Genomic DNA, 23548 nt, shown 5'->3' with positions numbered 1-23548 from the left:
ATTATACTATATTATATATTAAAAGGAATTGATGAAGGCATGCCCTCCCTAACAAATACTAGAATTGTAATGTGCCAGCGGCCTCAGGGCATCCCGCAGCAAGAACATTTCCGGATGGAGACGGTTGAGGTTCCAGCCCTTTCAGATGGAGAAGTCCTTGTAAAGAGCAGCTATCTGTCGGTTGACCCATACATGCGAGGCCTGATGCGCCGCAGCAAATCCTATATGGATTCCTATCGGCTCGGGGAGATTTTTGGCGGGGCGGGTATCGGCGAGGTAGTGGAGAGCCGGTCCTCCAGTCTTCAGGCAGGAGAGAGGGTGTGGGGCATCCTGGGCTGGCAGGAATATAGCGTACATAAGGCCGGACAATTATTGAAGATGGACCCGGGCATCCAGCCAGCTACAGCCTATTTGAGTATTCTGGGTACCCCTGGACTGATCGCTTATTTCGGTCTTGCCGACGTATGTAAGCCCCGTGAAGGCGAGACCCTTGTAGTATCCAGCGGGGCAGGGGCCGTCGGCGCAGCCGTTGGCCAAATCGCCAAAAAAATCTATGGCTGCCATGTCGTTGGCATTACCGGCTCGAATGAGAAGGTTCACTATTTGAAAGAAGCATTAGGCTTTGATGAAGCAATCAATTATCGCCTGGAGCAGAACCTGCGCATCGAATTGATGAAGGCATGTCCTCATGGGATTGATATGTACTTCGATAATGTCGGGGGAGATATATCCGATGCCGTATTCGGTCATATCAATGATCACGCCCGGATCGCGGTCTGCGGTCAAATTGCGCTCTATAATCTCGTGAGACCAGAGGCAGGCTCCCGGATCTTACCGGCTGTTCTTCTTCATAGAGCGATGGTCAAGGGAATTCTGATCGCCGATTATGAAGACCGTCTTACAGAAGCCAGGCTGGAACTGGTGAGATGGCTTAGGGAAGGGCAGCTGAAATGCCCAGAGACCATTACTGAGGGGCTGAAGAACACTGTCGATGCCTTCATTAATTTGTTCAGCGGCACGAATCCGGGCAAACAACTAGTACGTATCTAATCAATAAAAAAGGAAAATAATACCTATGACTAACATAAACTCAGTAACAGGGTCCGTTGACAGTTCACAGCTTGGGCCTACGCTGACCCATGAGCACCTGCGGGTCAGAACCGTCGAAGTCGCTACGCAATTTCCTCATCTATACAACCGTATTGAAGAGCTTCAACTGGCGAAGGAGCAGGTTCTGGCAGCCAGGAATGACGGGATACAGACCCTCTGTGACCCGACTGTTATGGGGCAGGACCGGGATATTACCTTCATAAGGGAGGTGTCCGAGAGTACAGGGATGACCATTATTGCAGCGACTGGCATGTATACTTGCCGGGACCTGCCTGAACCGTTACGTAATAAGAGTATTGATTACATCGCGGAGCTATTCATCAGAGATATTGAGGTGGGTATTCAGAATACGGAGATCAAAGCCGGGTTCATCAAGTGTGCAACAGATGTTCAGGGGGTTACGCCGGATGTGGAGAAGATCATCCGTGCGGCTGCCCGCGCCCACAAGAGAACCGGGGTACCGATTATGACTCATACCCATGCGGCCTCAAGGAATGGGCTGGACCAGCTCGATCTGCTGGAAGACGAAGGCGTCAACGCGCGGGCGGTGATTATCGGGCATTCAGGGGATACCCGTGATATGGCCTACTTATCCCAATTGTTGAACCGGCAGGCCTATTTGGGCATAGACCGGTTTGGTCTGTCTGTCGGGATCATCAATCAGGAGCGTCCTGACCTGCTGCTGAAGCTGATACAGAGCGGTTATCACAAGCAGTTGCTGGTCTCTCAAGATTATTGCGGGTCCATTGATTGGTGGGAGCGGGAAGAGGTGCGTTCCTTTGCCCCCGACTGGTCCATGACTCATCTGACCCGTGATGTTCTGCCGTATATCATAGATCAAGGGGTAGCCCCGGACATTCTGAGCGGGATCATGGTCAACAATGTACGGGAATGGTTTGAATATGCAGCGAATGATACCTATTAAATCATAACTGGAGATAGAACGATGAGGATGAATTCCGGTTTTCTCAAAGACATTATCAAAATGCCGAGCTTCGTAGCCCTAGTTTTTACCATCACTATGCTGGGACTTAGTGTATCGGCAACCAACCCCTTTTTATCGCTGTATTGTATTCAGGAGGCGGGCATGACTCCTTTGTCGTATGGCATACTGATGTCGATCACCATGGTCTTCGGCCTGTTCATCAGTACGTTTCTTGGCAAGGCTTCGGATACCCGCTTCAGCAGGAAAACAATCATTATCTTCACCCTGATCTCGACATCAGCCGCCTACGTGCTATTTGCCCTGTTCACCAACTATTATGTGCTGCTGGCCGTGTCTGCGATATTCTTCGGCATATCGTTCGCTTCGTTCCCGCAGGTTTTTGCTTATGCCAGAGACTCCATCTCGAGGTCCAATATCAGTCCCATCAATCAGCCGCTGGCGATGAATATCCTAAGAATGCTATACTCCCTTGGCTGGATTGCCGGGCCGTCGATCGGTTCGGTCCTGGTTAATCAATATAACTTTTTTTACCTTTTTTTGATTGTAGCCGCTACATATATCTTCGTAAGCCTGATTGCCTTCATTCTGTTCCGCAGCCAGCCTGTAACCCTGGCAGTTCAGGAAGACAAGCAGCCTGTACACCTGGGACAATTCATTAAGCAGCCGCAGATTTCCTCCGTGCTGGGTACATTCATACTGCTGAGTATTGCTTCTTCGATGAGTACCCTTGTGCTGCCACTGTTCTTCTCCACCACGCTGCACGGGAATTATCAGCAGCTAGGCTGGCTCTATAGCATTACGGCGATTGTCGAGCTGCCCTTGATGGTTGTTGTAGGAGTGATGTCAAGAAAAATGGGCAAAACCGCGATCATCCTCATCGGTATCATCTCCAATGTCCTGTATTTCCTGGTGTTTGCTCTGGCTCATTCTATTATCCTGCTCTATTTCGCCCAGGTGCTCAGTGCCCTTTCGGTGTCCATTATTATGGGCTATGGCATCAGTTATTTTCAGGAGCTGCTGCCGGAGGAGCCGGGAACCGCAACCACCCTGTACAGCAACACCTCCAGAATCGGCTCCTCCCTGGGAGGCGTGGTCTCGGGAGCCATATCGGGAATGTTCGGCTACCGTTCCGTATTTGTGGCCTGTATGTCTATATCGCTGGCGGCGTTGTCCATCTTCGGGCTGGTCAACACATCGAACAGGAGAACGATCCATAAGGAGACTGGGAAAATATGAGGATAAGCATACTTGTATTGGCGTACAATATTAAAAATCTGGTGGCCGAATGCCTGCTATCGCTTAACCGCCAGGTTCAGGTGCCGGAAGGATGCTTCGAGGTTATTTTCGTTGACGACGGTTCAGATGACGGAACACAAGAGCGGATTACGGCGCTCGACCTTGATTATTCCTTGAAATACGTTTACAAAACGCCGGATGTGTCAAAGTGCAGATCAGCGGCCAGAAATCTGGGCGTTTCACAGGCGGGCGGCGACATTTTATTGTTTTTGGACGGAGATCAGGTCGTAGAGCGGGACTTCATCTATCAGCATTGGAAGGTGCACCAGCTCTGCGGTGAGCCTGTAGTCGTGATGGGCCTGAGAGACTTTCTGGCTGAGGACAACCGGCTGCCGTTCAGCCAGGTGGAAGACAGTAACCGCTCGTCCTTAATCCTGGAACGCAGAGATCCGCGCCTGCCGGTCATCCAGCGGTTCTCGGAGAACGCGGGGAATATTGAGAACATCTGGGCTTTGCTCTATAGCTGCAACTTCTCGGTCCCCCGTGTCAACTACGAAGAAGCCGGAGGCTTTGATGAGGATTTTATCGAGTGGGGACTTGAGGATTGTGAACTCGGATACCGTTTATATCAGCAGGGTGCCAAATTCATCTTAAACACACAATGTGTAGTCTTGCACCAGTATCATCCCACCACCTACGACGAGAAAAAATACCTGGGATGGTTCACGAATCTTGAATTATTCAAGCACAAGCATCCCACACTGGAGGTTGAGCTTCAGAGCATTCTCGGGGATTGGTTCGACCCGGCCCGCCGCAAGCCCTGGAAGGATGCTTTTATCCGGTACGAACTGGCGGTCCGGTCTGTAAAAGGCTTATACAATCAGATGAACAGCTTGTATAATGTGGCCATGATTCACGGCGACTCCGCTCCTGTGGAAGAGTGGCTCTCGAGAATCACCCGTGCGCTGGAATCACACAACGTTCTGGTGCTTGATTATTCCCGTTCTGACCTCCATCTGCTGATTCAGCTCGTTCCGCGGTCCTATGATCTGCTCTATTACAGACAACCGTCTGCAGAAAGAGTTATTGATGTTATGCAATCTGTTGCTGTAAATCTATCCGGGCTGTAGCAGCAAAGCGTCTGCCTGTTCATACTCCGTTCATAATGCCGTCATGTTGAGGACATCTTACTCAAGTAGACTCTATCTATACCGTTAAGACGGATCTACAGAGAGAAGGACAGGAGAAGATGAACATGGCAGATACAATCATTAACCAGGAACCAGGGAAGAAGAGCCGTAAGAAGGGCAAATTATGGTTGAAAATAGTAGGTGGCATTATCGGAGTGCTTGTGCTGTTCATAGGCATCACCTTTATCGTTAATGTCATCAGCACCGGGATCGACAAGAAGAAGATCGAATCGTACGGGCAGTACGTCAACGTGGACGGCAAAAAGATGAATGCAATGATTCAAGGCAGCGGGGAGCAAACTATCGTTCTCCTGCCGGGACAAGGGACCCCGTCTCCTGTACTGGACTTTAAGCCGCTGATTGATGAATTGTCGCCTTCCTACAAAGTGGTGACTATTGAGCCCTTCGGTTACGGTCTAAGCGATGGGACGGATAAAGAAAGAACAACTGAGAATATCATCAGCGAAATTCATGAGGCGGTGCAGCAGCTAGGGCTGAAGCGTTACATTCTGATGGGACATTCCATTACGGGACTCTACGCCGTGTCTTATGTGAAGGAATATCCGGATGAAGTGCAAGCCTTCGTCGGGATTGACAGCAGCGTACCTAACCAGCCAGGGATGGATGTCAAATTGCCTCTCGGAGCGATGAAGTTTGCTAAAGATTCAGGTGTGATGCGGCTGCTAACGAAGCTAAGCGGAGATTCGTTTAAATCGCTTGACTATGATGAGCATACCAAAGAACAGATGAAATACATCTCTGCCGTGCACGGCAGTAATCCAACGCTGATGAATGAGCTTAGCCACCTTGGTTCCAATTTCAAAAACGGCTCAAAGCTGACATACCCGCAGGATCTGCCGGTTCTGCTGTTCGCGCAATCCAATAACGAGCACAACAAGCAGTGGATTCCGCTGCATGAGGAGCAGGTGAAGCAGTCTTCACAGGGTAAATTGATCCCGATGGTAGGCTCCCATTACCTGCACCATACGAAGTACAAAGAAATCGCCGAAGAATTCAAGGAATACATGAAGACCGTTCAATTGAAGCAAGTGAAGTAGAACAGAATAGCCGGATTACAGCTGCGGTGCCGAACAGGGTGCCGCAGTTTTTTTGTGAAGTTTAGCTAAAGCCTCACTTTGGTGCGGTATTCCGAATAATATAATCTTTATAGTTCTGGACCGGGTCCGTATAATAAGGAAGGGAAGGAGAACCATACCGCAGCATTAGATGCAGTATATTTAAGATCATATTTAAGATATATAGGGGGTTAAAGGATTGAATCAGCATGACAAAAGCGCTAGTCCACCGAGCCTGTTCCGGAACAGGTTCCTGCAGACCATTCTGTTATCCAGCGTGCTGCTGCAGATCGGGATCTGGGTGCGTAATTTTGCTATTCTGCTGTATGTTGCGGAGAGGACCAACAATGATCCCTACGCCATTTCGCTGATCAGCGTTGCTGAATTTGCGCCTATCTTTGTTTTTTCCTTCATTGGAGGGACCTTTGCGGACCGGTGGCGGCCGAAGCGGACAATGATCTGGTGCGATTCCCTGTCTGCGGTATCGGTATTCGCCGTTCTGCTCAGCATTCACTTCGGTTCCTGGGAATCGGTGTATCTGGTCGCGTTCATCTCGGCTATTCTGTCACAGTTCTCACAGCCTTCAAGCATGCGGTTATTTAAATTCCATGTGCCTGAGGAACAGCTGCAGCAGGGGATGGCGCTCTTCCAATCACTGATGGCCATCTTCATGGTCCTCGGACCGATGTTAGGCACCTTCGTATACAGCACCTTCGGCCTTGAGATCTCCATCGCAGTAATGGGCGTGGCTTTTCTGCTGTCGGCGCTCGTGCTTATTCGCCTGCCTGAGGATCATATGGAAGCCGGGACAGTTGCCGCGAAGGGACAATTCCGTAAAGACTTCACCGAAGGCTTCCGGTATGTCTGGCAGAGCCAGGTGCTGCGGATGCTTGGACTTGCGTTTGTACTAGCGGGACTTGCTGTGGGCGCAGCCCAGGCACTGAATCTGTTCATCGTCACCGAGCGGCTGGGCAAGAGCGAAGAGTTCCTGCAATACATGCTTATGGTCAACGGTGCAGCCATGCTGATCGGGGGAGGGATCGTAGCTGCCTTCGCCAAAAAAGTTCCGCCCCAGCTGCTGCTCGCCATGGGGATGCTGGCAGGTGCTGTATGCACCACCATCGTCGGGTTCTCAACCAGCGTTCCGCTAACGCTCACCATCCAGTTCCTGAACGGGCTGATGTTCCCTTGCATTCACATCGGGATCAGCACAATGATTCTGAGATGGTCTAATAGCTCGATTGTCGGCCGGGTCAACGGGGTGCTGAATCCGATGTTCGTCGGGATGATGGTGGTATCCATGTCGCTGGCAGGTGCGCTGAAGAGTGCCTTTCCGCTCAGTACCATTTACAGCGGAGCCGGAATTCTGTTCCTGCTGGGCGCACTGATGATGTTGCCGATTATGAAGCATAAGGCGCCGGAGCAGGCACAGGCTGCACAATAAATAGGAAGCAGATTAACTAAAATGGAGGCCCTGAAGAATGCCGCAAATATTACTGGTTGAGGATGATCAGGCCATTGCCAGAAATCTCCTGCTGCTGCTCCGCTCAGAAGGATTCACAGTTACTCACGCCGCTACGCGGAGTGAGGCTGTGGGTATCCTTGGCGGACATCCGTTTGACCTGGCGCTGATCGATATTGCTTTGCCTGACGGGAACGGCTTTACGGTGTACACAGAAATTAAGGCCACAAGGGAGATGCCGGTCATCTTCCTGACAGCCTCAGGGGATGAGGCAAGTGTGGTTACCGGGCTGAATATGGGGGCGGACGACTATATTACCAAGCCGTTTCGCCCGCGTGAACTGATTGCAAGGATTGGAACGGCTCTGCGGAAGAGCGGACGGACCGGGTCTGCTTTTGATATCGGCGGGCTTCATGTAGATACGGCAAGCGGTGTTGTCACCCGGCATGGCAAGGAGGTCTACCTCTCAGCGCTGGAATACCGCCTGCTGCTGGTGTTTGTGAACAACCCCGGAAATATTATTACGCGAAGCAGGCTGCTCGACGAATTATGGGACGCAGCGGGCGAATTTGTTAATGACAACACGCTGACTGTGTACATCAAGCGCCTGCGGGAGAAGATCGAGAGTGATCCGGCAAGCCCGCAGCTCATTCTGACCGTCCGGGGGACCGGATACCGGCTGGGGTGCAGCGATGCTGCGGAATAAAGAAATCCGGCAATTCGCCCTGTTGTATATTATCATGTCCGCTGCTGCGGTTATCATCGGGTTCACCTTACATACGGCAGCGGGATTCCTTGCCACTGGTTGTGCTGTTGCCTTCGGCACAGCATTTTTGCTGTTCACCAGGGCCCGGTACAAGAGCCTTGCACGCATCTCCAATCAGATTGACCGGGTGCTGCATAATGCAGACCATCTGTTCATCGCAGATACAGAAGAAGGCGAGTTATCCATCTTACATAGCGAGATTACCAAAATGACGCAGCGCATCCGGGAGCAGAACCGTGAGCTGATCAGGGAAAAGGGCCATCTTGCCGATTCTCTGGCTGACATCGCCCACCAGCTCCGCACCCCGCTTACCTCAGTGAACCTGATTATGACACTGCTTGCAAATAGTCCTGCGGAAGAGGAGCGGAAAGCTTTTATACGGGAGACCGAGGAGCTGCTGATGCAGATGGATTGGCTGATTACCTCCCTGCTTAAGTTATCGCGCCTGGATGCGGGTATTGTAGTATTTCAAAGCGGGCCTATCGCCGTCATCGACCTGTTGCGCATCGCTGTACGTCCGTTCCTGATCCAGATGGAGCTGCGCAAGGTAGACTTAAGAATCGATTGCCCCTCAGGAGTAGTGATTCAAGGCGATTCTGCCTGGCTGCCGGAAGCGATCCGGAATATCCTCAAGAATTGCCTGGAAAGTGCAGGGGAGAACGGGAAGATAGAGCTGATCTGCACAGACAATCCGCTATACACCGAGCTTACGGTGCATGACAACGGCCCGGGCTTCAGCAAGGAAGAAATCCCCCGGCTGTTCGACCGGTACTATCGCGGCAGCAGTCCTAACCATACCGGCTACGGTATCGGCCTTGCGCTTAGCAAGGGGATTATCTCCCGGCAGGGAGGAAGCATTACCGCACATAATTACCCGCAGGGCGGTGCGCTCTTCAGGCTTCGTTTCCCTAAGTGACGGATCTATCACCTGAAAGTCACAGAGATGTAAGCTTGCGGCTCTATGATAGGGATAGATCAGGGGAAGGGAGAATGCATCATGGAGTTTTTGAGAATTGAGAAGCTGAGCAAGGTCTACGGAAAGGGAGACAACCGGGTTACGGCGCTGGATGAGGTATCGCTGACGATTGAGAAGGGGGAGTTCACAGCGATCATCGGCTCCTCCGGCTCCGGGAAGTCGACCTTGCTTCACATCATCGGCGGTGTCGATATGCCGACAAGCGGCAACGTCTATTTGGACGGACAGGATGTGTATGCCCAGAGCAATGACAAGCTGGCTATTTTTCGCAGACGGCAGGTCGGGCTGATCTACCAGTTCCACAACCTGATTCCTACGCTGGATGTGGTGGAGAACATTACCTTGCCAATTCTGATGGACAAACGCAAGGTCAACGAGGAGCGGCTGAACGACTTGCTTGAGCTGCTGGGACTGACAGACCGGAGAACGCATCTGCCGAATCAGCTCTCGGGTGGACAGCAGCAGCGTGTATCCATCGGACGCGCATTGATGAATGCTCCGGCGGTGATGCTGGCGGATGAACCTACGGGCAGCCTCGACAGCCGGAATGGACATGAGATTATTAACCTGCTGAAATTAAGCAATCAGAAGTACCGGCAGACCCTGCTCATCGTTACGCATGACGAGAATATTGCCCTCCAGGCAGACCGCATTATCGGTATCTCAGACGGCAAGGTTGTGCGGGACGAACGGGTACGGCCATGAATATCTTCAACAAGGTTACGCTCCAGAGCCTCAAAAAAAGCCGCACGCGGACTATCGTAACGATTATCGGGGTCATCCTGTCTACCGCTATGATTACTGCCGTCTCCACCTTCGCCGTGTCCTTGCAGAGCTACATGATCCAGGGGTCCATCGCCAAATACGGCGGCTGGCATATCGGGTTCCCGGCTGTGGATTCCTCCTTCGTGCAGGAAAGGGCACACGATCAGGCCGTATCCCGTGCAGCATCCTTCGAGAATATTGGCTACGCGGCACTTAGCGGCGGAAAGAACCCGGATAAGCCTTATCTGTTCATTGCCGGCGTAAGTGAAGACGAAGCTGCTCCTGACATCTTGCCTGTCACTCTGGTCTCCGGCCGAATGCCGGATAACAGCAGTGAGATTCTGGTTCCGTCACATCTGGCGGCGAATGGCGGGATCAAGTTCGCAGAGGGCGATATGCTCACACTGGCTGTCGGAGACCGGATGAACGGCAACCAGCGGCTGAACCAGCATGATGCCTATTTGGCGGGAGACCCGTCCGGGAAGAACGCAGAAGCTTTGGTGCCCCGGGCAGAGCGGACCTACAAAGTCACCGGAATCTACGCCAGACCTGCTTTTGAGGAGTCCGCTGCCCCAGGTTATACCCTGATTACCAGACCCGATCCGTCAGAACGGGCGGACAGCTTCAGCTTGTATCTTAGCCTGAAGCACCCGCGTGAAGTGAAGGCTTACGCAAGCAGCACCGCCGCAGGCCATGCTTATATCTACAACGATAATGTGCTTCGCTTCATGGGCGTCTCAAGCAATGGATTACTTACCGCTCTGCTGTACACGGTCGGGGGAATTGTAGCTTTTATCATCGTAACCGGTTCGATCTTCATGATCTACAACGCCTTCACCATCTCCCTGAATGAGCGCACACGCCAGTTCGGCATACTCTCATCGGTGGGAGCCACAGCGAAGCAGCTGCGTAACTCTGTGCTGTTCGAAGGTCTGTGTATTGGGTCGGCTGGCATACCGGCTGGCATTATCTTGGGAATAGGCAGCATGGGACTCGTGCTAACGGTTGTATCCAGGAACTTCGGGAATGTTCTCTATACCAATGCTCCATTAACCTTGCAGGTATCCATTCCGGCCATCGCCTGTGCAGCGGCGCTGAGCATGATCACGATTCTGATCTCAGCCTATATACCGGCCAGGAAGGCAGCAGGTACTCCCGTGATGGAGAGTATCCGCCAGACAAACGAGGTCAAGGTTGAAGCCAAGGCTGTGAAGACGTCCGGGCGGGCACAGCGGATCTACGGTCTCGAAGGCACCCTTGCCCTTAAGAATTTCAAAAGAAACAAGAAGCGCTACCGCAGCATTGTGCTGTCGCTCATGTTAAGCGTTGTGCTGTATATATCGGCCAGCGCTTTCGTCACAGATCTGAAGCAGATGTCGGAGCAGGCAGTAGCATTCACCACCTATGATATCGGCTTCGCCACACAATCTATGAAGGACAGTGAAATGCTAGCGCTCTATGACAAGCTCAGAACCGCAGGCGGGATCTATGAGAGCTCTTACCAGACACTCATGAAAGTGACCGGACTTGCCCGGGCAAGCGAGCTCTCGGATGCTTATTGGAGCGAAGAGGGCCGCTCGCATGAGCAGGTATCACTGCCCGTCGATCTGCAGTTTCTGGATGACAGCGCTTATCTGAAGATTCTCGAAGGGCTGGGCTTGTCCGCAGCGGAATATACAGGTCCGGACGCCAAGTTTATCGGCGTTGCCAAATCGATGAGTCCTGCCGACGATAAACGGCTAAAGGAGGTAGACCAGTTCGGTAATTTGTTCAAGCGTTCATCCTCTACCCTAACCATTGCCCCTGAGTCGGAGGGAGGAATGAAGATTGAGCAAGGGGATGATGTAACGGTTACCTTCGTAGAGACCGTACCGCCGGATACCCTCCCGGTTACTGGGAGCCCCGGCGCAAGCCAACCGTTCTTCTTCCGGGTGATCGCTCCTTATTCACTCATCGGCAAGTTTGAAGCGGCGGACAGTCCGCCGGCAGTGAAGGGACTGACCTTTCGCTCCAAGCATCCGGCACAATCGGTAGCGGAGATGGAGAAGACCATCCAAGGCGCACAAATTACGGATGAATATCAGTTGTACAATACCTATGCGATGATGGATGAGAATCGCAATATGATTTTTATCATTAACGTATTCGCCTATACCTTCATTATCATGATCTCGCTGATTGCAATTGCCAATGTGTTCAACACCATCTCTACGAACATCAAGCTGCGCCGCCGGGAGCTGGCGATGCTCCGCTCAATCGGGATGTCCGACCGCAATTTCCAGCGGATGATGAATTTCGAGTGTGCCTTCTATGGCATGCGCGCGCTCTTGTTCGGGCTTCCCATCGGGCTGGCCTGCTCCTGGCTAATCTACCGGGGCATGCTCATCGGCGGGGCGGACCAGATCGGCTATATCTTCCCCTGGGCCAGCATCGGCATCAGCGTGTTCAGCGTGCTCCTGATCGTATTCGTCACCATGCTGTACTCGGTCAGCACCATCAAGCGGGAGAATATCATTGATGCGCTGCGGGATGATATGACTTGATAGCAAGTAGTCTGGAACACCACGCATGTGCATGGTAAAGGATGCGGATGGTTACAGGGGCGCGCCAAACCGTTGGATTTACTACACTTGCTGATATACGAATGAATCTTGGGGAAACAGCAGTTGTATAAACAGCACTTAATATTACTCATATTTGCAAAAGAGAGAAAAACAGCATGATTAGATGCTGTTTTTCCACTTGCTTCGGTAAATCTGCCGAATAGCGGTAAATTAAGGCGCGTTTATCCACTTGTTTGCTGAAGGATCTGCTAACGATAGGTGATCCCAAGCTTGACCCTGACGTGCTGGTGCCGGTTACTGTGAACCAACTTTAATTTTTAGGGAAATCCTATAAAAAGTGCAGCAATACCGTCCCATAAAGGCTGTTTATGCTGAAATCTTGCACGAAATGCAACAAGTTCAGCGTAACTTGCTCTCTACACTGGAATTCCTGCAAATAATGCAACATTGTACCGCAGCCAGTAAATGTAATACAAAAATCCTGCAAGAGGTGCAACAATGCTCTCCATTCCAAACGGCTGGTTCTCTATCTGCAACTATATCCCATTTCTACCGTCCTATATTTATTGAAGAAAGAGGGAGGGTTCAATGTGATAAAGCGAAAACTTCTAGTTCCAGCAGCAGCTATTTCTATAATTCTGGCGCTGGCGGGCTGTACCGGCAGAGATGACGAAGACCAAGCCCTACAAGGTAACAACTCTGTTCATCCCGTATCCAGCCCCATTGATGACAGCAGTACACAGACCATCACAAACTACGAATTTGAGTCCGTCAAGACAATCACGTTTACCAAATTACTCAACAAGACACCGGAGAGCTCTGAAGTTTCGATGGAATACACAGATCAAGAATCTATAGAAGTGATTGTCCGCGCGATCCAAAGTGCAGTCCCCATACCAGGAATTCTAAATGTGTCTGATGCCGGCTACGATATCTTAATGGAGTCTGCAAAGAAGAAATATGCGTTTCAGCTATGGATCAACGAGAAGAGCGAGCAAGCCATGATTATGGATATGAGAGATACGCATACCGGATACACGCTGACTAAGGAAGCTACGGCTGAATTGAAGAAGAAGGTGTTCGCAGCATCAAGCCTGGAAGATCTGACGTTCAGAGCCGTGAGGAATTCTGCCGGAGATCTTGTGGCCAGGCCGATAGGTCTGCCGAAAAATAACTATTCGCTAAGCGGAGGCCCGGCTGTTGAATTACAGGGGATAAAATATCATACCGTGCATCTCTTTTACGGAGACCATAACGCAATCAATGCATTAATATCCCATGATCCTTCTACGGATGAAGTACGTGTAAGATGGAGCGATACATTGAACTCATCAGACAATCGCTGGAATAATTCATTTATGAGCAGTTACAATATGCTGTTTCCAATGGATAACGACCGTCTGTTGTTTCTGGAATCGGAGTTGACGGAGAAGGCAGGACAATACCACTTGTCCGCTTACAATACAGCCACGGGAGCTATTGAACGTCTCCGCGAAGACTTTTGGCCGCTTACACCTGATTACGATTATATTTATAATCAAGAATGGAGAGCGGATGAGCAAAAGCTATTCCTGCAAAGCTACCTTGGAAATGTATGGATCTTTGATCTGAAGACAGGCAAGGATGATGTGCATCTATTAAAATATCCTGTCATCCCTCATTCGACGAGTGGAGCGCCTTCTCTCTTTCTTGCTCCAACGTTAGAGCGGTTTGTCCATGATGATGAGAGCGGACAATTGACATTCTACAATAATAAAGGCGTTCCGTTACGCAGGGTAGCATTGCCGACGAATCAATATGTGCCATCTGAGAAAATAAAGTGGAACCCGGCGGGGACCATTGCCTGGATGAATCAATCCCTTAATGAAAGCAAGCGAATCCTGGATATCGATATTGATTATTTAGAAATAGCTCCGCAGGCCATCCACTTCTACGATAAGGACGGGCTTCCGATTGCTTCCATTCAAACGGAAGACAGCAATGATGATTCGGCAGTGGAGGTTGCAGGTTGGAGGGACGCTAATTTTGCAGTGATAAAATCCTATACGCTGGAGCCTTCGCCCACGGGCTATTCAGCGCCGAAGGCGAAGGATATTTCTTACTTTCTCTATGATGTAAAAAACAAGAAGAAGGGAAGCTCTTCTAATTCTATACCGCCGGATACAACGGTTATTTCAGATCGAGAAGCCGTAGGCACGGGGAATAACGGAAACATTATTGTCAGTAATACGGAAATCACATATAAAGACAGGGACTGAGCTTCTCCCTCCTCATTTCTCCCCGGCCACCGAACCCAGCCCCTGATTATCCCCCGAAGCCCGCTTCCGGTACTCGCCCGGGGTCAGGCCGGAGGCACGCTTGAACATACGGATGAAGGAGTTCACATTCTGGTAACCGACCTGAAGCGCGATGTCCTGGATGCGCAGGTCGATGTTCATAAGCAGCGCCTTGGCCCGCTCGATACGCAAGGTGTTAAGATATTCGCTGAAGTTGATACCGGTCTTCTCCTTGAAGATGCTCGACAGATAGCCGGGGGTCAGATTCAGCTTGTCGGCGACAAGGTTCAGATTGATATCCTCCCCATAATGCTTGTCCAGATACTCCAACACGAAGCTGATGACCGGGTCCCGGGTCTCCGAGCCGTTGCGGACCGCCGCAAGCACCGGAGTCACAATCTCCCGCAGCCATTCACTATACTGCTGCGTGGAATAGAAGGCGGCGTACGGCTCACCGGACAGGGCCGCGACCAGCCCCAGTTCAAGCTCCGGCAGATTCAGCTTCATGACTGTTTTGCTTATCTGCTCTGCAACCCCCGCAGCAAAAGCCCGGAAATCCTCAGCAGCAGCATCCTTATTCTGCAATTGCTCAAGTTGGCGGTCCAGCCACCCGAACACCGCTTCCTCGCTGCCAGACTGCAGCAGGTTATGCAGCTCTTCCCCGTAAGTAATCTTCAGATGGAACGCCTTGGCCGACGAAGCCCGCGGCTCTACAATAATCTGGGTCTCCCCGTTCAGTCTGCGTTCCTTCAGCAGGACCGACAGGTTGTGATAAGCATCGGTAAACGGGGTTTCCCCGGAGTATACCGGACTGACCGCTATCGTGAGGTAGAGGGAGCGCTCCTCTGCCAACAACTCCTGCAGCGTGCCCAGCACCTGAAGAACGCCGCTCTGCGGACCGGGATCGAAGATCAGCAGCAAGAGCAGATCCTGCTCCGGCTGTAAGGCGACATTCTCGGACTCCTCCCCGGTGAACAAGCGCTGAATCAGCTGCCATAACGCCAGCGTATGCTTCTCCGGCTCCTCCGGCGGGCGGGTGAAGCTGAGCTTGAACAGAATGGAGGCATACGGCCGTTCGGAATGCAGGGTATCCTCCAGCTCGCTCAGGCTTGCGCCCAGCGGAATATTTTTTACCTTATGGGTATAAGCATACTGGCGGACCAGTGAATTCTTATGCTCAAGATCATTCTGGATGAAGCGGTTGTTCTCCAGGATGGAGCTTAGGCGGTCGCCGATAATGGCGAACTCTTTAACGCTGCTCACCTTGCCGGGAGCGCCGCCCGATTTGCGGTCGAACGCAGCGATCAGGCGCTGGAGCGGCTGGTTCAGCCGGTAGCTGAACAGGAGGGAGAACAAAAGACTGACCAGCACCGCAGCAGTGAGCAGAACGGCGAGCAGCACCCGCATGCCGCGCAGCCCGCTCGCAATGGCGGCAACCTCGGTGACCCGGACGTAGGTGAAGCCGGTCTGCGCCCCTTTTTGATAGAAATAATAGTTATTCCCGATCCGTTCATGTGAGCTTGTAGCAACGGCATACTCCAGAGCTGGCAGCTCCGTCACTGCGGTGGAGAAGAGCAGACGGTTCTGCGCATCCATTATATAGAAGGGATTCTTCCCGGCATCCCCGTACGCCTGCTCCAGCCGCTGCGGATTCAGCATCACAATGCCGTACACCTCTTCATAAGGAATGGCCTTGATCATGACCGGCATCAGCCGCCCGAGCGGACGCGAGGAATTCATTGTAGTCTCTGTGAAGGAAGCGGCAGGAAGGACCTTCAGATACTGGTTGTCCATGGTCTGGCCGCTCCAGAAGTCCGCCGGATACTCTCCGCTGTAATAATATTTGCCGAACATGTCAGCCGCGGTACTCAGCCCCTCTTTCTCAAGAACATAGTCCTCCGCCTTGAAGTACAGAATGAAATTCTCAATATGCAGAAAAGGATTCCCGTACAGCGTCATCAGGTCCGACTTGACCTCGCTGACAATATCATACCGCCGGTTCTCCTGCAGATGGCTGAGAATGCCCAGGTTGGCCGTCCACGTATCGGACTGGGTCAGCGCCAGAATCATATTCTGGGTCAGCCGGAAGTGATTCTCGTACCCATCCACTGTCTGCTTCAGGCTCTGCTCATTCTGCCGGACCACCTCCTGATAGACCTTCCCGCTAAGATATAGATGAGAAAACAGATTGAATGAAGCTAACAGCAGGATGACGCTCAGGAAGCTGAGCATAAGCTTGACGAACAAGCCATTGCGGGCAAACTGGCCATTGAGCGGTCTCTTCATAGGTATTCCCCCTTGGATGCAGCCGCTTAGTTATCGTTTTATCCTATCATAGCGGCCCAAAGCTGACACGCACAATATGCACTTTTACCGATTTATACACCTAAACCGGGAAATATGCAGATCGGGAGAAAAGTTATATAACATGCTGATAGCGCTTTCTAACACCTTGCCGCTATAATTCGGAGACAAACCCCGGAAACACGGGGGAAGTTAGCTGACATTTAAGTGCGCTGCATCATTAAGAACAAGAGGGGAATGCCTATGGCTCAAACGAGTGTAGTACAAGACAACCTGAGAAAGGAAATGAAAGATCCTTACCGGCGTCAAGGGCGGCTGCGGCGGACCTGGAACCATAACAAAACGCTATGGCTGCTGTTCCTGCCGTGCCTGCTGTACTATCTGATTTTCCGGTATGCGCCGATGTTCGGCCTCGTCATTACGTTTAAGGATTATAATCTGTTTAAAGGAATCTGGGCCAGCGATTGGGTGGGGCTGAAGTATTACCGGATGTTTTTTGAGAATCCTGATTTTTGGCCGCTGATGAAGAACACTCTGCTTCTGGGCTTGTACAAGCTGGTGTTCGGTTTCCCTGCTCCGGTGATCCTGGCTATTCTGCTGAATGAAGTCCGTAAGGCTGCGTTCAAAAAATTCGTGCAGACCGTCAGCTATCTGCCGCACTTCATTTCAAACGTCATTGTAGCGAGCATGGTCATTATGTTCCTGTCGCCGACAGGCGGGTTAATTAACAATCTGCTGGGTACCTTCGGAATCGGACCGGTTAACTTCATGAATGAGCCTGGAATGTTCCGGGGGATCTATGTTCTGTCGGAGATCTGGCAGCATATCGGCTGGGAGACCATCATCTATCTGGCGGCATTGACGGCAATCGATCCGCAGCTCTATGAAGCGGCCGATATGGACGGGGCCAGCCGGATGCGCAAAATATGGCATGTCACGCTGCCCGGCATCTCGCCCGCGATTGTCATCACGCTGATTCTGAATATCGGCAAGGTGCTGGAGATTGGCTTCGAGAAGGTATTCCTCATGCAGAACCCGGCAATCTACGATACGGCCGATATCATCAGTACGTACGTGTACCGGGTCGGGATGGAGCAGGGGAACTTCAGCTATGGCGCTTCGATTGACCTGTTCATGGGCATCATCAGCCTGATCTTCATCTACAGCGCCAATTACATCAGCCGCCGGGTCAGCGAGACAAGTCTATGGTAGAGAAGAGGTGTGGTGATGAGATCACCGAGAATTTCCTGGTTTAATGTAGTAAGTACGTTCTGCCTGATGATCGTTGTGGTTATTACGCTCTATCCGTTCCTGCATATGCTGGCGGTCTCTCTGAGCAGCGATATCAATGTCATCAAGAACACGGTCTCGTTCTGGCCCAAGGGCTTCAATGTGAAGATGTACGAGCTGGTGCTGGGAGACCCGAAGATCTGGACGGCCTATAAAAACACACTGATCTACACCGTGCTCGGCACGCTGATCTCGCTGGTGGTTACGTCTACCGGAGCCTATGCGCTCTCCCGCCGGGATATGGCGCTGCGCAGGACCTTCACCATGCTGATCGTCGTGACGATGTTCTTCAGCGGCGGGATGATCCCGACCTTCCTCGTGGTCCGCTCTCTGAATATGGTAGATACCGTATGGGGGATGGTGCTGCCGGGCGCGGTCAGCACCTGGAATCTGATTCTGATGCGCACCTTCTTCTCGGGTATTCCCAAGGAGCTGGAGGAATCGGGACGCATCGACGGGTTGAATGATATCGGGATATTCATGCGCATCATCATTCCGCTGTCGAAGGCTTCCTTCGCAACTATTGCTTTATTTTATGCGGTGGGCATGTGGAACAACTTCATCTATCCGCTCCTGTATCTGCGCACCCCGGACCTGTTCCCGCTTCAGGTGCTGCTCCGCAATCTGGTGCTGGCCGGAAGCTCAAGCTCGGGGGATGTGACCGGCATCGGGGGAGACAACCAGGTCGTTGAAGAGTCGCTCAAATATGCAACGATTATGGTCTCCACGCTGCCGATTCTCACGGTATATCCGTTTGTTCAGAAGTATTTTGTCAAAGGCGCCATGATCGGTGCAGTGAAGGGCTGATCCGGCCCTGAACCATAACTACTACTTAAGGGAGAGATGAAGAATGAACAAATGGAAGTCTGTAATGCTGCCCCTCGCGGCAGCGGCAATACTGGTGAGCGGCTGCAGCGGGGGCAATAACAATAACGCTTCTCCTGCGGCTACGGCTGCACCCGGGAGCGAGACTTCTCCCGCCACTTCGGAAGCGAAGCAGGCCCATACCTTCACTGCGCTGCTGGACAACAATGCCACCTTCCCGTATTCCAAGGATTGGCCGGTCTGGGGCTGGATCAAGGATCAGACCGGCGTCACTCTGGAGGTGCAGACACCCTCCGGGAAGCTGGCTGAAGCGCTGAATCTCGCAGTGGCCTCCAATGCGCTGCCGGATCTGATGTATATGCCCAACCGCAAGGAATCTAACAAATTCGGCCAGCAGGGCGCACTCGTGGACCTGATGGAATATATGGATAAGCTGCCGAATCTGACCGCCTGGATGAAGCAGTACCCGGATGAGGCGAAGGCCGCACTCTCCGCCGACGGCAAAATGTATATGTTCCCGAACCAGGGCTTCGGGGAGACGAACCGGATGATCTGGATGTACCGCCAGGATGTTTTTGAGAAGGAGGGGATTCAGGCTCCCAAGACCTATGATGAACTGCACACGGCCTTGAAGACGCTCAAGACGAAATACCCGGACAGTTACCCGCTGTCACTCCGTTATGGCCAGATCCCGGATGAGATGAACACGAATATGACGGTCAACTATGGAACGGGTGAAGGGGCTTACTACGATTTCGATGCAAAAGAATGGCGCTATGGGCCGACAGAGGACAGCTATAAGGAAATGGTCGGCATGTGGAAGCAGTTCTACGATGAAGGGCTGATTCCGCCGGATTTCCTCTCGCTGCAGACCAAGCAGTGGCAGGACATGGTGTCCACCGGCAAGTCTTTTGTAACTGTGGATTATATCAGCCGGGTGGACTTCTTCAATAATGCGATGCGCAAGGAGAATCCTGAATTCAATATGCAGTTCATGGCTCCTCCCGCAGGGCTTGAAGGCGGCAAGCAGCTCAATCCTTACTTCCATTACATGGAGGGCGGTCTGACTGTTGCTTCGACCTCTAAGAATATCGAGGATATCATGAGTTATATGGACTTCTTCTATTCGGAAGAGGGCCGCACACTCAGCAGTTGGGGCGTGGAAGGCGAGACGTATGTGAAGGAAGGCGAGACGATCAAGTTCAAGCCGGAATTCACCGATGTGATTGAAATGCGGAAGCAGACAGGACTTCAGACCAGCGGAACATATACGTGGATTGACTTCAATGCCCATCTGTCCTTGTTCTCGGAGGACCTGAAGCACGCCTATGAAGAGGCCGTCAAATACGATCCGGCCAACATGCAGCCGCGTCCGGCCTTCACCGAGAAGGAGAATGAAGTCATCTCGATTACCGGACAGGCGATCAAGAAGCACCGCGATGAGAGCTTCGCCAAGTTCGTCACCGGCTCCCGCAAGCTGGCAGACTGGGATAAATATGTTGAGGAGATCAACAATCTGGGCGTAGACAAGCTGCTGGCAACGTACAAGGAAGCCTATGACCGGGTTCAGAATATTCAATTAAGCAGCAAATAAACGGGTACTGACGCAGGGAAGAACCGCTGACGCACAGGTAAGGCAATAAGGGTATTCGCTTGACCACTAAAGGAGGCGCCGCTAATGAAGCATTGGCTGCAAGGCTCTTGTAAACGGTTTGGATGGATTCTATCGGTGATAGGTCTGATTCTGGTTATTTCAGCAGTGGCGGTTCCGGGCACAGCCCGGGCCGCAGGTACGATTACACTGGACGAACCGCCCGGGGGATATGTGTCCTCCGGCGGGCCAGTTGAGGTCAGCGGCACTTATACTGGACTGTATGATGTCCGGTTGTATGTGAACGGGACAGCCCAGTTCGAGGCGCTGCTGGATGACCCGGACGGGGATGACAGCGGCAGCTGGTCTTATACGCTCGACACCTCCCGGTATGACGGTCCGGTGGAGCTGGTGGCCCGCGGGCTGGATACCACTACCCGTTACGGGGTGTGGAGTCCGTCCGTGACCCTTGAGGTGAACAACCCCGCAGGTGTTGCGCCAGTGGTGAAGATTACGGGACCGGATGAAGGGATTGCCTTGACCGGACAGGTGGCTGTCACCGTTCAGGCAGAATCGGCTACGCCGGTCTCGGCAGTGCAGGTCCGGGTGAACCGGGGCCCTTGGCAACAGGCTGCGCATAACGGCACGGAATATGTATATGCCTGGAATACGGCGGGCATCGGTGACCGCACGCTCAGCCTGGAGGCGCGGGCGACGAATGCGCCAGGACGCTACGGCTACAGTCCGACCGTCTACGCGCAGGTCGGTGCCGGTACCCATGAGCCGGCGGTTCCTTTGCCGGATCAGGACCGGGCGATGTGGATCTGGGAGCCGGAGAGCTATAAGCTGCTGCTGAACCCAGGCTCGCGGGAGGTACTGGAGTCCTTCGTTACGGACACTGCGACCTTCGGATCAGACACGGTGACGACGCTGTATCTGGCCGTAGGCAGCTACGCGGGCTACCGGGCGCTGGAGGAGCAGGAAGACGAACTGCGCTCCTTCATGCGCTGGGCGCATGAGCGGAACTTAAGCGTCCACGCCCTTGTGGCGGGCGGAACCTCCCCGGCTTACATGGGTGCTTATGAGCGTTACCATAGCCATGCCGTCCGCGAGATCGAGCAGATTATCAACTACAATCTTGCGGCGGATGCGAATGAGAAGTTCGACGGGATCAACGTGGACATCGAGCCCTATATTTCCCCGGACTTCAAAGATCCAAGCAAGTTCCTGCAGAAGGAGTATCTGAATGGTCTGCGCAAAATGATTGACCGCCGCGATTCAGCCGGTATCCGGCTGCCCTTCGGTCCGGCTGTACCTAAATGGTATGACTCCTCGGAGCAAGGAGCCAATATCCAGTGGAACGGCACAACGAAGTGGCTATCAGAGCATATCCAGGATATCTCCGATTATATCTCGATTATGGATTACAGAGATTCCGCTGAGGGAACCGCAGGCATTATTGCCGGGGCCGCCGGTGAGCTGGCCTATGCAGAGGCCATCGGCAAGCCGAATTCTGTAGTTATCGGAGTGGAGACGCTGGATATTGCGAACAGCGGCGACCCGGAGACGATTACCTTCCAGGAGGAAGGCCGCAGCCATATGGAAGCTGAGCTGGACAAGGTCTATGCCGCTTCCGGGCTGAGCAGCGCCTTCGGCGGAATCGCTGTCCATCACTATGATTCCTACCGGGCCCTGCCTTCGTATTGGGGACCGGGCGGCGTTTTCTGGACAGCACCGGAAGATCATGAAGCCCCGTCTGCCCCTGCGGGTACGCCAACCGCTGTTGCCAGTGACTATCAGAGCATAAGACTGAATTACGGAATGGCTACTGACAATTTAGAGGTAGACCGCTACGTTATCTACCGCAGTACGGGCCCCGGCTTCACGCCAACCTCGGCGGATATCGCCGGACTTGCCCGGGGCCTGAATTATCAGGACAAGGGACTGCTCCCGGACACCACCTACTATTACCGGGTGGCTGCCCGCGATCTGGCGGGCAATATCGGCCCGTTATCCGGTGAAGTGTCTGCTGTCACCGGCAGTACGGCGCTTAAGCCGTTGATTGTGACGGATATGCAGCTCTCCTACACTGGTACCGCTGCGGCAGCTTCGATGAAGGTGCGCGATTATGCCACAGGGGAAGTGCTTACAGGAGCTGCAATAGAAGGCCGCTTCACGTATTCGGCGGGCCGTTATGCAGCGGCAGTTACGGGCGCGGATGGACGGGCAGCCTTCACCTCGGAGGCGATTCCGACCAGCCGTCAAGCCGGGTTCGAGCCGAGAAGAGTTCAGGCTCCCGGTTATTACTACGCCAGCGCCCATGACCTGCCGCACACCACGGCGCTGTTGCCGCATGGCGGGCTTAACGGATTAACGTTATCGGCAGGAGTGTGGGATAAGCCTTTCGCTGCGGGTGACAAAGCCTATACCGTAACAGTCAACAGCAATGTAACTTCACTGCAAGTCACCCCGGTTACCGCCAAGGCATCGGATGTGGTACTTATAAATGGAATGTCCGTGGCATCGGGAACAGCCGCATCCGTCATGATCGGCTCAGAGCCTGCTGATGTACCGGTCCTGGTGTATCACGAGGATGGAACTGCCGATCTCTATCTGCTGCATATCGCAAGAAGCGTTCAGGCAGATCCCGTGATTCCAGTGACCATGGATGCTTATGTCCATGAGCATCAGCCCTTGGCCAATTTCGGACAGGAGCCTGTGCTGGAGGTCGCCGACCTTCCGAACTCACAGGGCGGAGGGGACCGCATTGCCTTCATGAAGGCGGAGCTGAACCTCCCTGGGATGGCAATGCAGTCGGTCACGCTGAACGTATATGTCACTGCTGCCCCAGCCTCTCCGGTGCCGCTTGCTCTGAAGGGCTACACCGGAGCGCAGTGGACCGAGAGCGGCATCACCTGGAATAACCGTCCCGTCAGCGGAGGGACGAATCTCGGAACGGTCCGGGTCACCGGGGCTGGGTGGTACAGTGCGGATGTGACTGCTTATGTTATCGCAGCAGCAGCGGCTGGGCTGCAGCCGACCTTCCAGTGGAGCGATCCTAATACTTCGGGAATCGTTGTAACGCTGGCAAGTTCGGAGAATTCGGATAACAAGCCATATATGTCAGTCAACAGCGGGTTGTAGAAGTGAAGAGGCGGTCACTTCCGCCCC

The 23548-nt window shown here is 52.8% G+C and carries 16 protein-coding genes; 15 read left to right on the top strand and 1 reads right to left on the bottom strand.

The annotated features are described in order from the left end of the window. Positions 1 to 39: 39 nt before the first annotated feature. From NSU18_RS03240 to NSU18_RS03190, 11 genes are all read left to right on the top strand, one after another. The gene (locus NSU18_RS03240; RefSeq protein WP_341148199.1) at positions 40 to 1050 is read left to right on the top strand and encodes an NADP-dependent oxidoreductase; all 1011 of its coding nucleotides are present in this window, start codon (positions 40 to 42) and stop codon (positions 1048 to 1050) included. Between the two features lie 25 nt (positions 1051 to 1075). Beyond that, on the top strand, positions 1076 to 2035 hold the full coding sequence (locus NSU18_RS03235; RefSeq protein WP_341148198.1) for a phosphotriesterase family protein: 960 nt from the start codon (positions 1076 to 1078) through the stop codon (positions 2033 to 2035). A 21-nt stretch (positions 2036 to 2056) separates the two neighbouring features. Next, the gene (locus tag NSU18_RS03230; protein ID WP_341022006.1) at positions 2057 to 3292 is read left to right on the top strand and encodes a sugar efflux transporter; all 1236 of its coding nucleotides are present in this window, start codon (positions 2057 to 2059) and stop codon (positions 3290 to 3292) included. Continuing rightward, positions 3289 to 4422, top strand: coding sequence for a glycosyltransferase family 2 protein (locus NSU18_RS03225; RefSeq protein WP_341148197.1), 1134 nt, complete (start codon positions 3289 to 3291; stop codon positions 4420 to 4422). Before NSU18_RS03230 ends, NSU18_RS03225 begins: the two co-directional genes overlap by 4 nt. 125 nt (positions 4423 to 4547) lie before the next feature. Next, complete coding sequence (locus tag NSU18_RS03220; RefSeq protein WP_341022010.1) at positions 4548 to 5540, top strand: alpha/beta fold hydrolase; 993 nt, start codon at positions 4548 to 4550, stop codon at positions 5538 to 5540. Positions 5541 to 5757: 217 nt separating this feature from the next. Further along, positions 5758 to 7002, top strand: a complete 1245-nt coding sequence (locus NSU18_RS03215) for an MFS transporter (RefSeq protein ID WP_341148196.1) — start codon at positions 5758 to 5760, stop codon at positions 7000 to 7002. A gap of 37 nt (positions 7003 to 7039) precedes the next feature. Next, positions 7040 to 7726 (top strand): response regulator transcription factor, encoded by a 687-nt coding sequence (locus NSU18_RS03210; protein WP_341148195.1) that lies wholly within the window; start codon positions 7040 to 7042, stop codon positions 7724 to 7726. Further along, positions 7713 to 8702: a sensor histidine kinase gene (locus tag NSU18_RS03205; RefSeq protein ID WP_341148194.1), complete on the top strand. Its 990-nt coding sequence runs from the start codon at positions 7713 to 7715 to the stop codon at positions 8700 to 8702. The genes NSU18_RS03210 and NSU18_RS03205 overlap by 14 nt, the downstream gene beginning before the upstream one ends. 81 nt (positions 8703 to 8783) lie before the next feature. After that, positions 8784 to 9467 carry an ABC transporter ATP-binding protein gene (locus NSU18_RS03200; protein ID WP_341022016.1) on the top strand — a complete coding sequence of 228 codons (684 nt, stop codon included), beginning with the start codon at positions 8784 to 8786 and terminating at the stop codon, positions 9465 to 9467. Next, on the top strand, positions 9464 to 12070 hold the full coding sequence (locus NSU18_RS03195) for an ABC transporter permease (RefSeq protein ID WP_341148193.1): 2607 nt from the start codon (positions 9464 to 9466) through the stop codon (positions 12068 to 12070). The genes NSU18_RS03200 and NSU18_RS03195 overlap by 4 nt, the downstream gene beginning before the upstream one ends. A gap of 611 nt (positions 12071 to 12681) precedes the next feature. Continuing rightward, positions 12682 to 14349, top strand: coding sequence for a hypothetical protein (locus tag NSU18_RS03190; protein WP_341148192.1), 1668 nt, complete (start codon positions 12682 to 12684; stop codon positions 14347 to 14349). Between the two features lie 12 nt (positions 14350 to 14361). Here the strand turns inward: NSU18_RS03190 and NSU18_RS03185 are convergent, their stop codons facing one another. Beyond that, positions 14362 to 16653, bottom strand: coding sequence for an AraC family transcriptional regulator (locus tag NSU18_RS03185; RefSeq protein WP_341148191.1), 2292 nt, complete (start codon positions 16651 to 16653; stop codon positions 14362 to 14364). Positions 16654 to 16956: 303 nt separating this feature from the next. Here NSU18_RS03185 and NSU18_RS03180 point away from each other — a divergent pair, with 303 nt between their 5' ends. The 4 genes from NSU18_RS03180 (at position 16957) to NSU18_RS03165 (ending at position 23521) form a co-directional block, all read left to right on the top strand. Continuing rightward, positions 16957 to 17883, top strand: a complete 927-nt coding sequence (locus NSU18_RS03180) for an ABC transporter permease (protein ID WP_341150975.1) — start codon at positions 16957 to 16959, stop codon at positions 17881 to 17883. A 15-nt stretch (positions 17884 to 17898) separates the two neighbouring features. Next, positions 17899 to 18768: a carbohydrate ABC transporter permease gene (locus NSU18_RS03175; protein ID WP_341148190.1), complete on the top strand. Its 870-nt coding sequence runs from the start codon at positions 17899 to 17901 to the stop codon at positions 18766 to 18768. A gap of 43 nt (positions 18769 to 18811) precedes the next feature. Further along, the gene (locus NSU18_RS03170; protein WP_341022022.1) at positions 18812 to 20380 is read left to right on the top strand and encodes an extracellular solute-binding protein; all 1569 of its coding nucleotides are present in this window, start codon (positions 18812 to 18814) and stop codon (positions 20378 to 20380) included. An 84-nt stretch (positions 20381 to 20464) separates the two neighbouring features. Next, on the top strand, positions 20465 to 23521 hold the full coding sequence (locus NSU18_RS03165) for a CBM96 family carbohydrate-binding protein (protein ID WP_341148189.1): 3057 nt from the start codon (positions 20465 to 20467) through the stop codon (positions 23519 to 23521). Positions 23522 to 23548: the final 27 nt, after the last annotated feature.

This window comes from Paenibacillus sp. FSL H8-0048 (assembly GCF_038002825.1).
Taxonomy (GTDB): domain Bacteria; phylum Bacillota; class Bacilli; order Paenibacillales; family Paenibacillaceae; genus Paenibacillus_AQ.
Note: the sequence above shows the minus strand (reverse complement) of the source record. Positions and strands in the feature narration are given on the sequence as shown.

Coding starts and splice junctions, on each gene's coding strand:
- NSU18_RS03240 (WP_341148199.1), top strand. CDS start 40: ATGCCCTCCCTAACAAATACTAGAATTGTAATGTGCCAGCGGCCTCAG.
- NSU18_RS03235 (WP_341148198.1), top strand. CDS start 1,076: ATGACTAACATAAACTCAGTAACAGGGTCCGTTGACAGTTCACAGCTT.
- NSU18_RS03230 (WP_341022006.1), top strand. CDS start 2,057: ATGAGGATGAATTCCGGTTTTCTCAAAGACATTATCAAAATGCCGAGC.
- NSU18_RS03225 (WP_341148197.1), top strand. CDS start 3,289: ATGAGGATAAGCATACTTGTATTGGCGTACAATATTAAAAATCTGGTG.
- NSU18_RS03220 (WP_341022010.1), top strand. CDS start 4,548: ATGGCAGATACAATCATTAACCAGGAACCAGGGAAGAAGAGCCGTAAG.
- NSU18_RS03210 (WP_341148195.1), top strand. CDS start 7,040: ATGCCGCAAATATTACTGGTTGAGGATGATCAGGCCATTGCCAGAAAT.
- NSU18_RS03205 (WP_341148194.1), top strand. CDS start 7,713: ATGCTGCGGAATAAAGAAATCCGGCAATTCGCCCTGTTGTATATTATC.
- NSU18_RS03200 (WP_341022016.1), top strand. CDS start 8,784: ATGGAGTTTTTGAGAATTGAGAAGCTGAGCAAGGTCTACGGAAAGGGA.
- NSU18_RS03195 (WP_341148193.1), top strand. CDS start 9,464: ATGAATATCTTCAACAAGGTTACGCTCCAGAGCCTCAAAAAAAGCCGC.
- NSU18_RS03185 (WP_341148191.1), bottom strand. CDS start 16,653: ATGAAGAGACCGCTCAATGGCCAGTTTGCCCGCAATGGCTTGTTCGTC.
- NSU18_RS03180 (WP_341150975.1), top strand. CDS start 16,957: ATGAAAGATCCTTACCGGCGTCAAGGGCGGCTGCGGCGGACCTGGAAC.
- NSU18_RS03175 (WP_341148190.1), top strand. CDS start 17,899: ATGAGATCACCGAGAATTTCCTGGTTTAATGTAGTAAGTACGTTCTGC.
- NSU18_RS03170 (WP_341022022.1), top strand. CDS start 18,812: ATGAACAAATGGAAGTCTGTAATGCTGCCCCTCGCGGCAGCGGCAATA.
- NSU18_RS03165 (WP_341148189.1), top strand. CDS start 20,465: ATGAAGCATTGGCTGCAAGGCTCTTGTAAACGGTTTGGATGGATTCTA.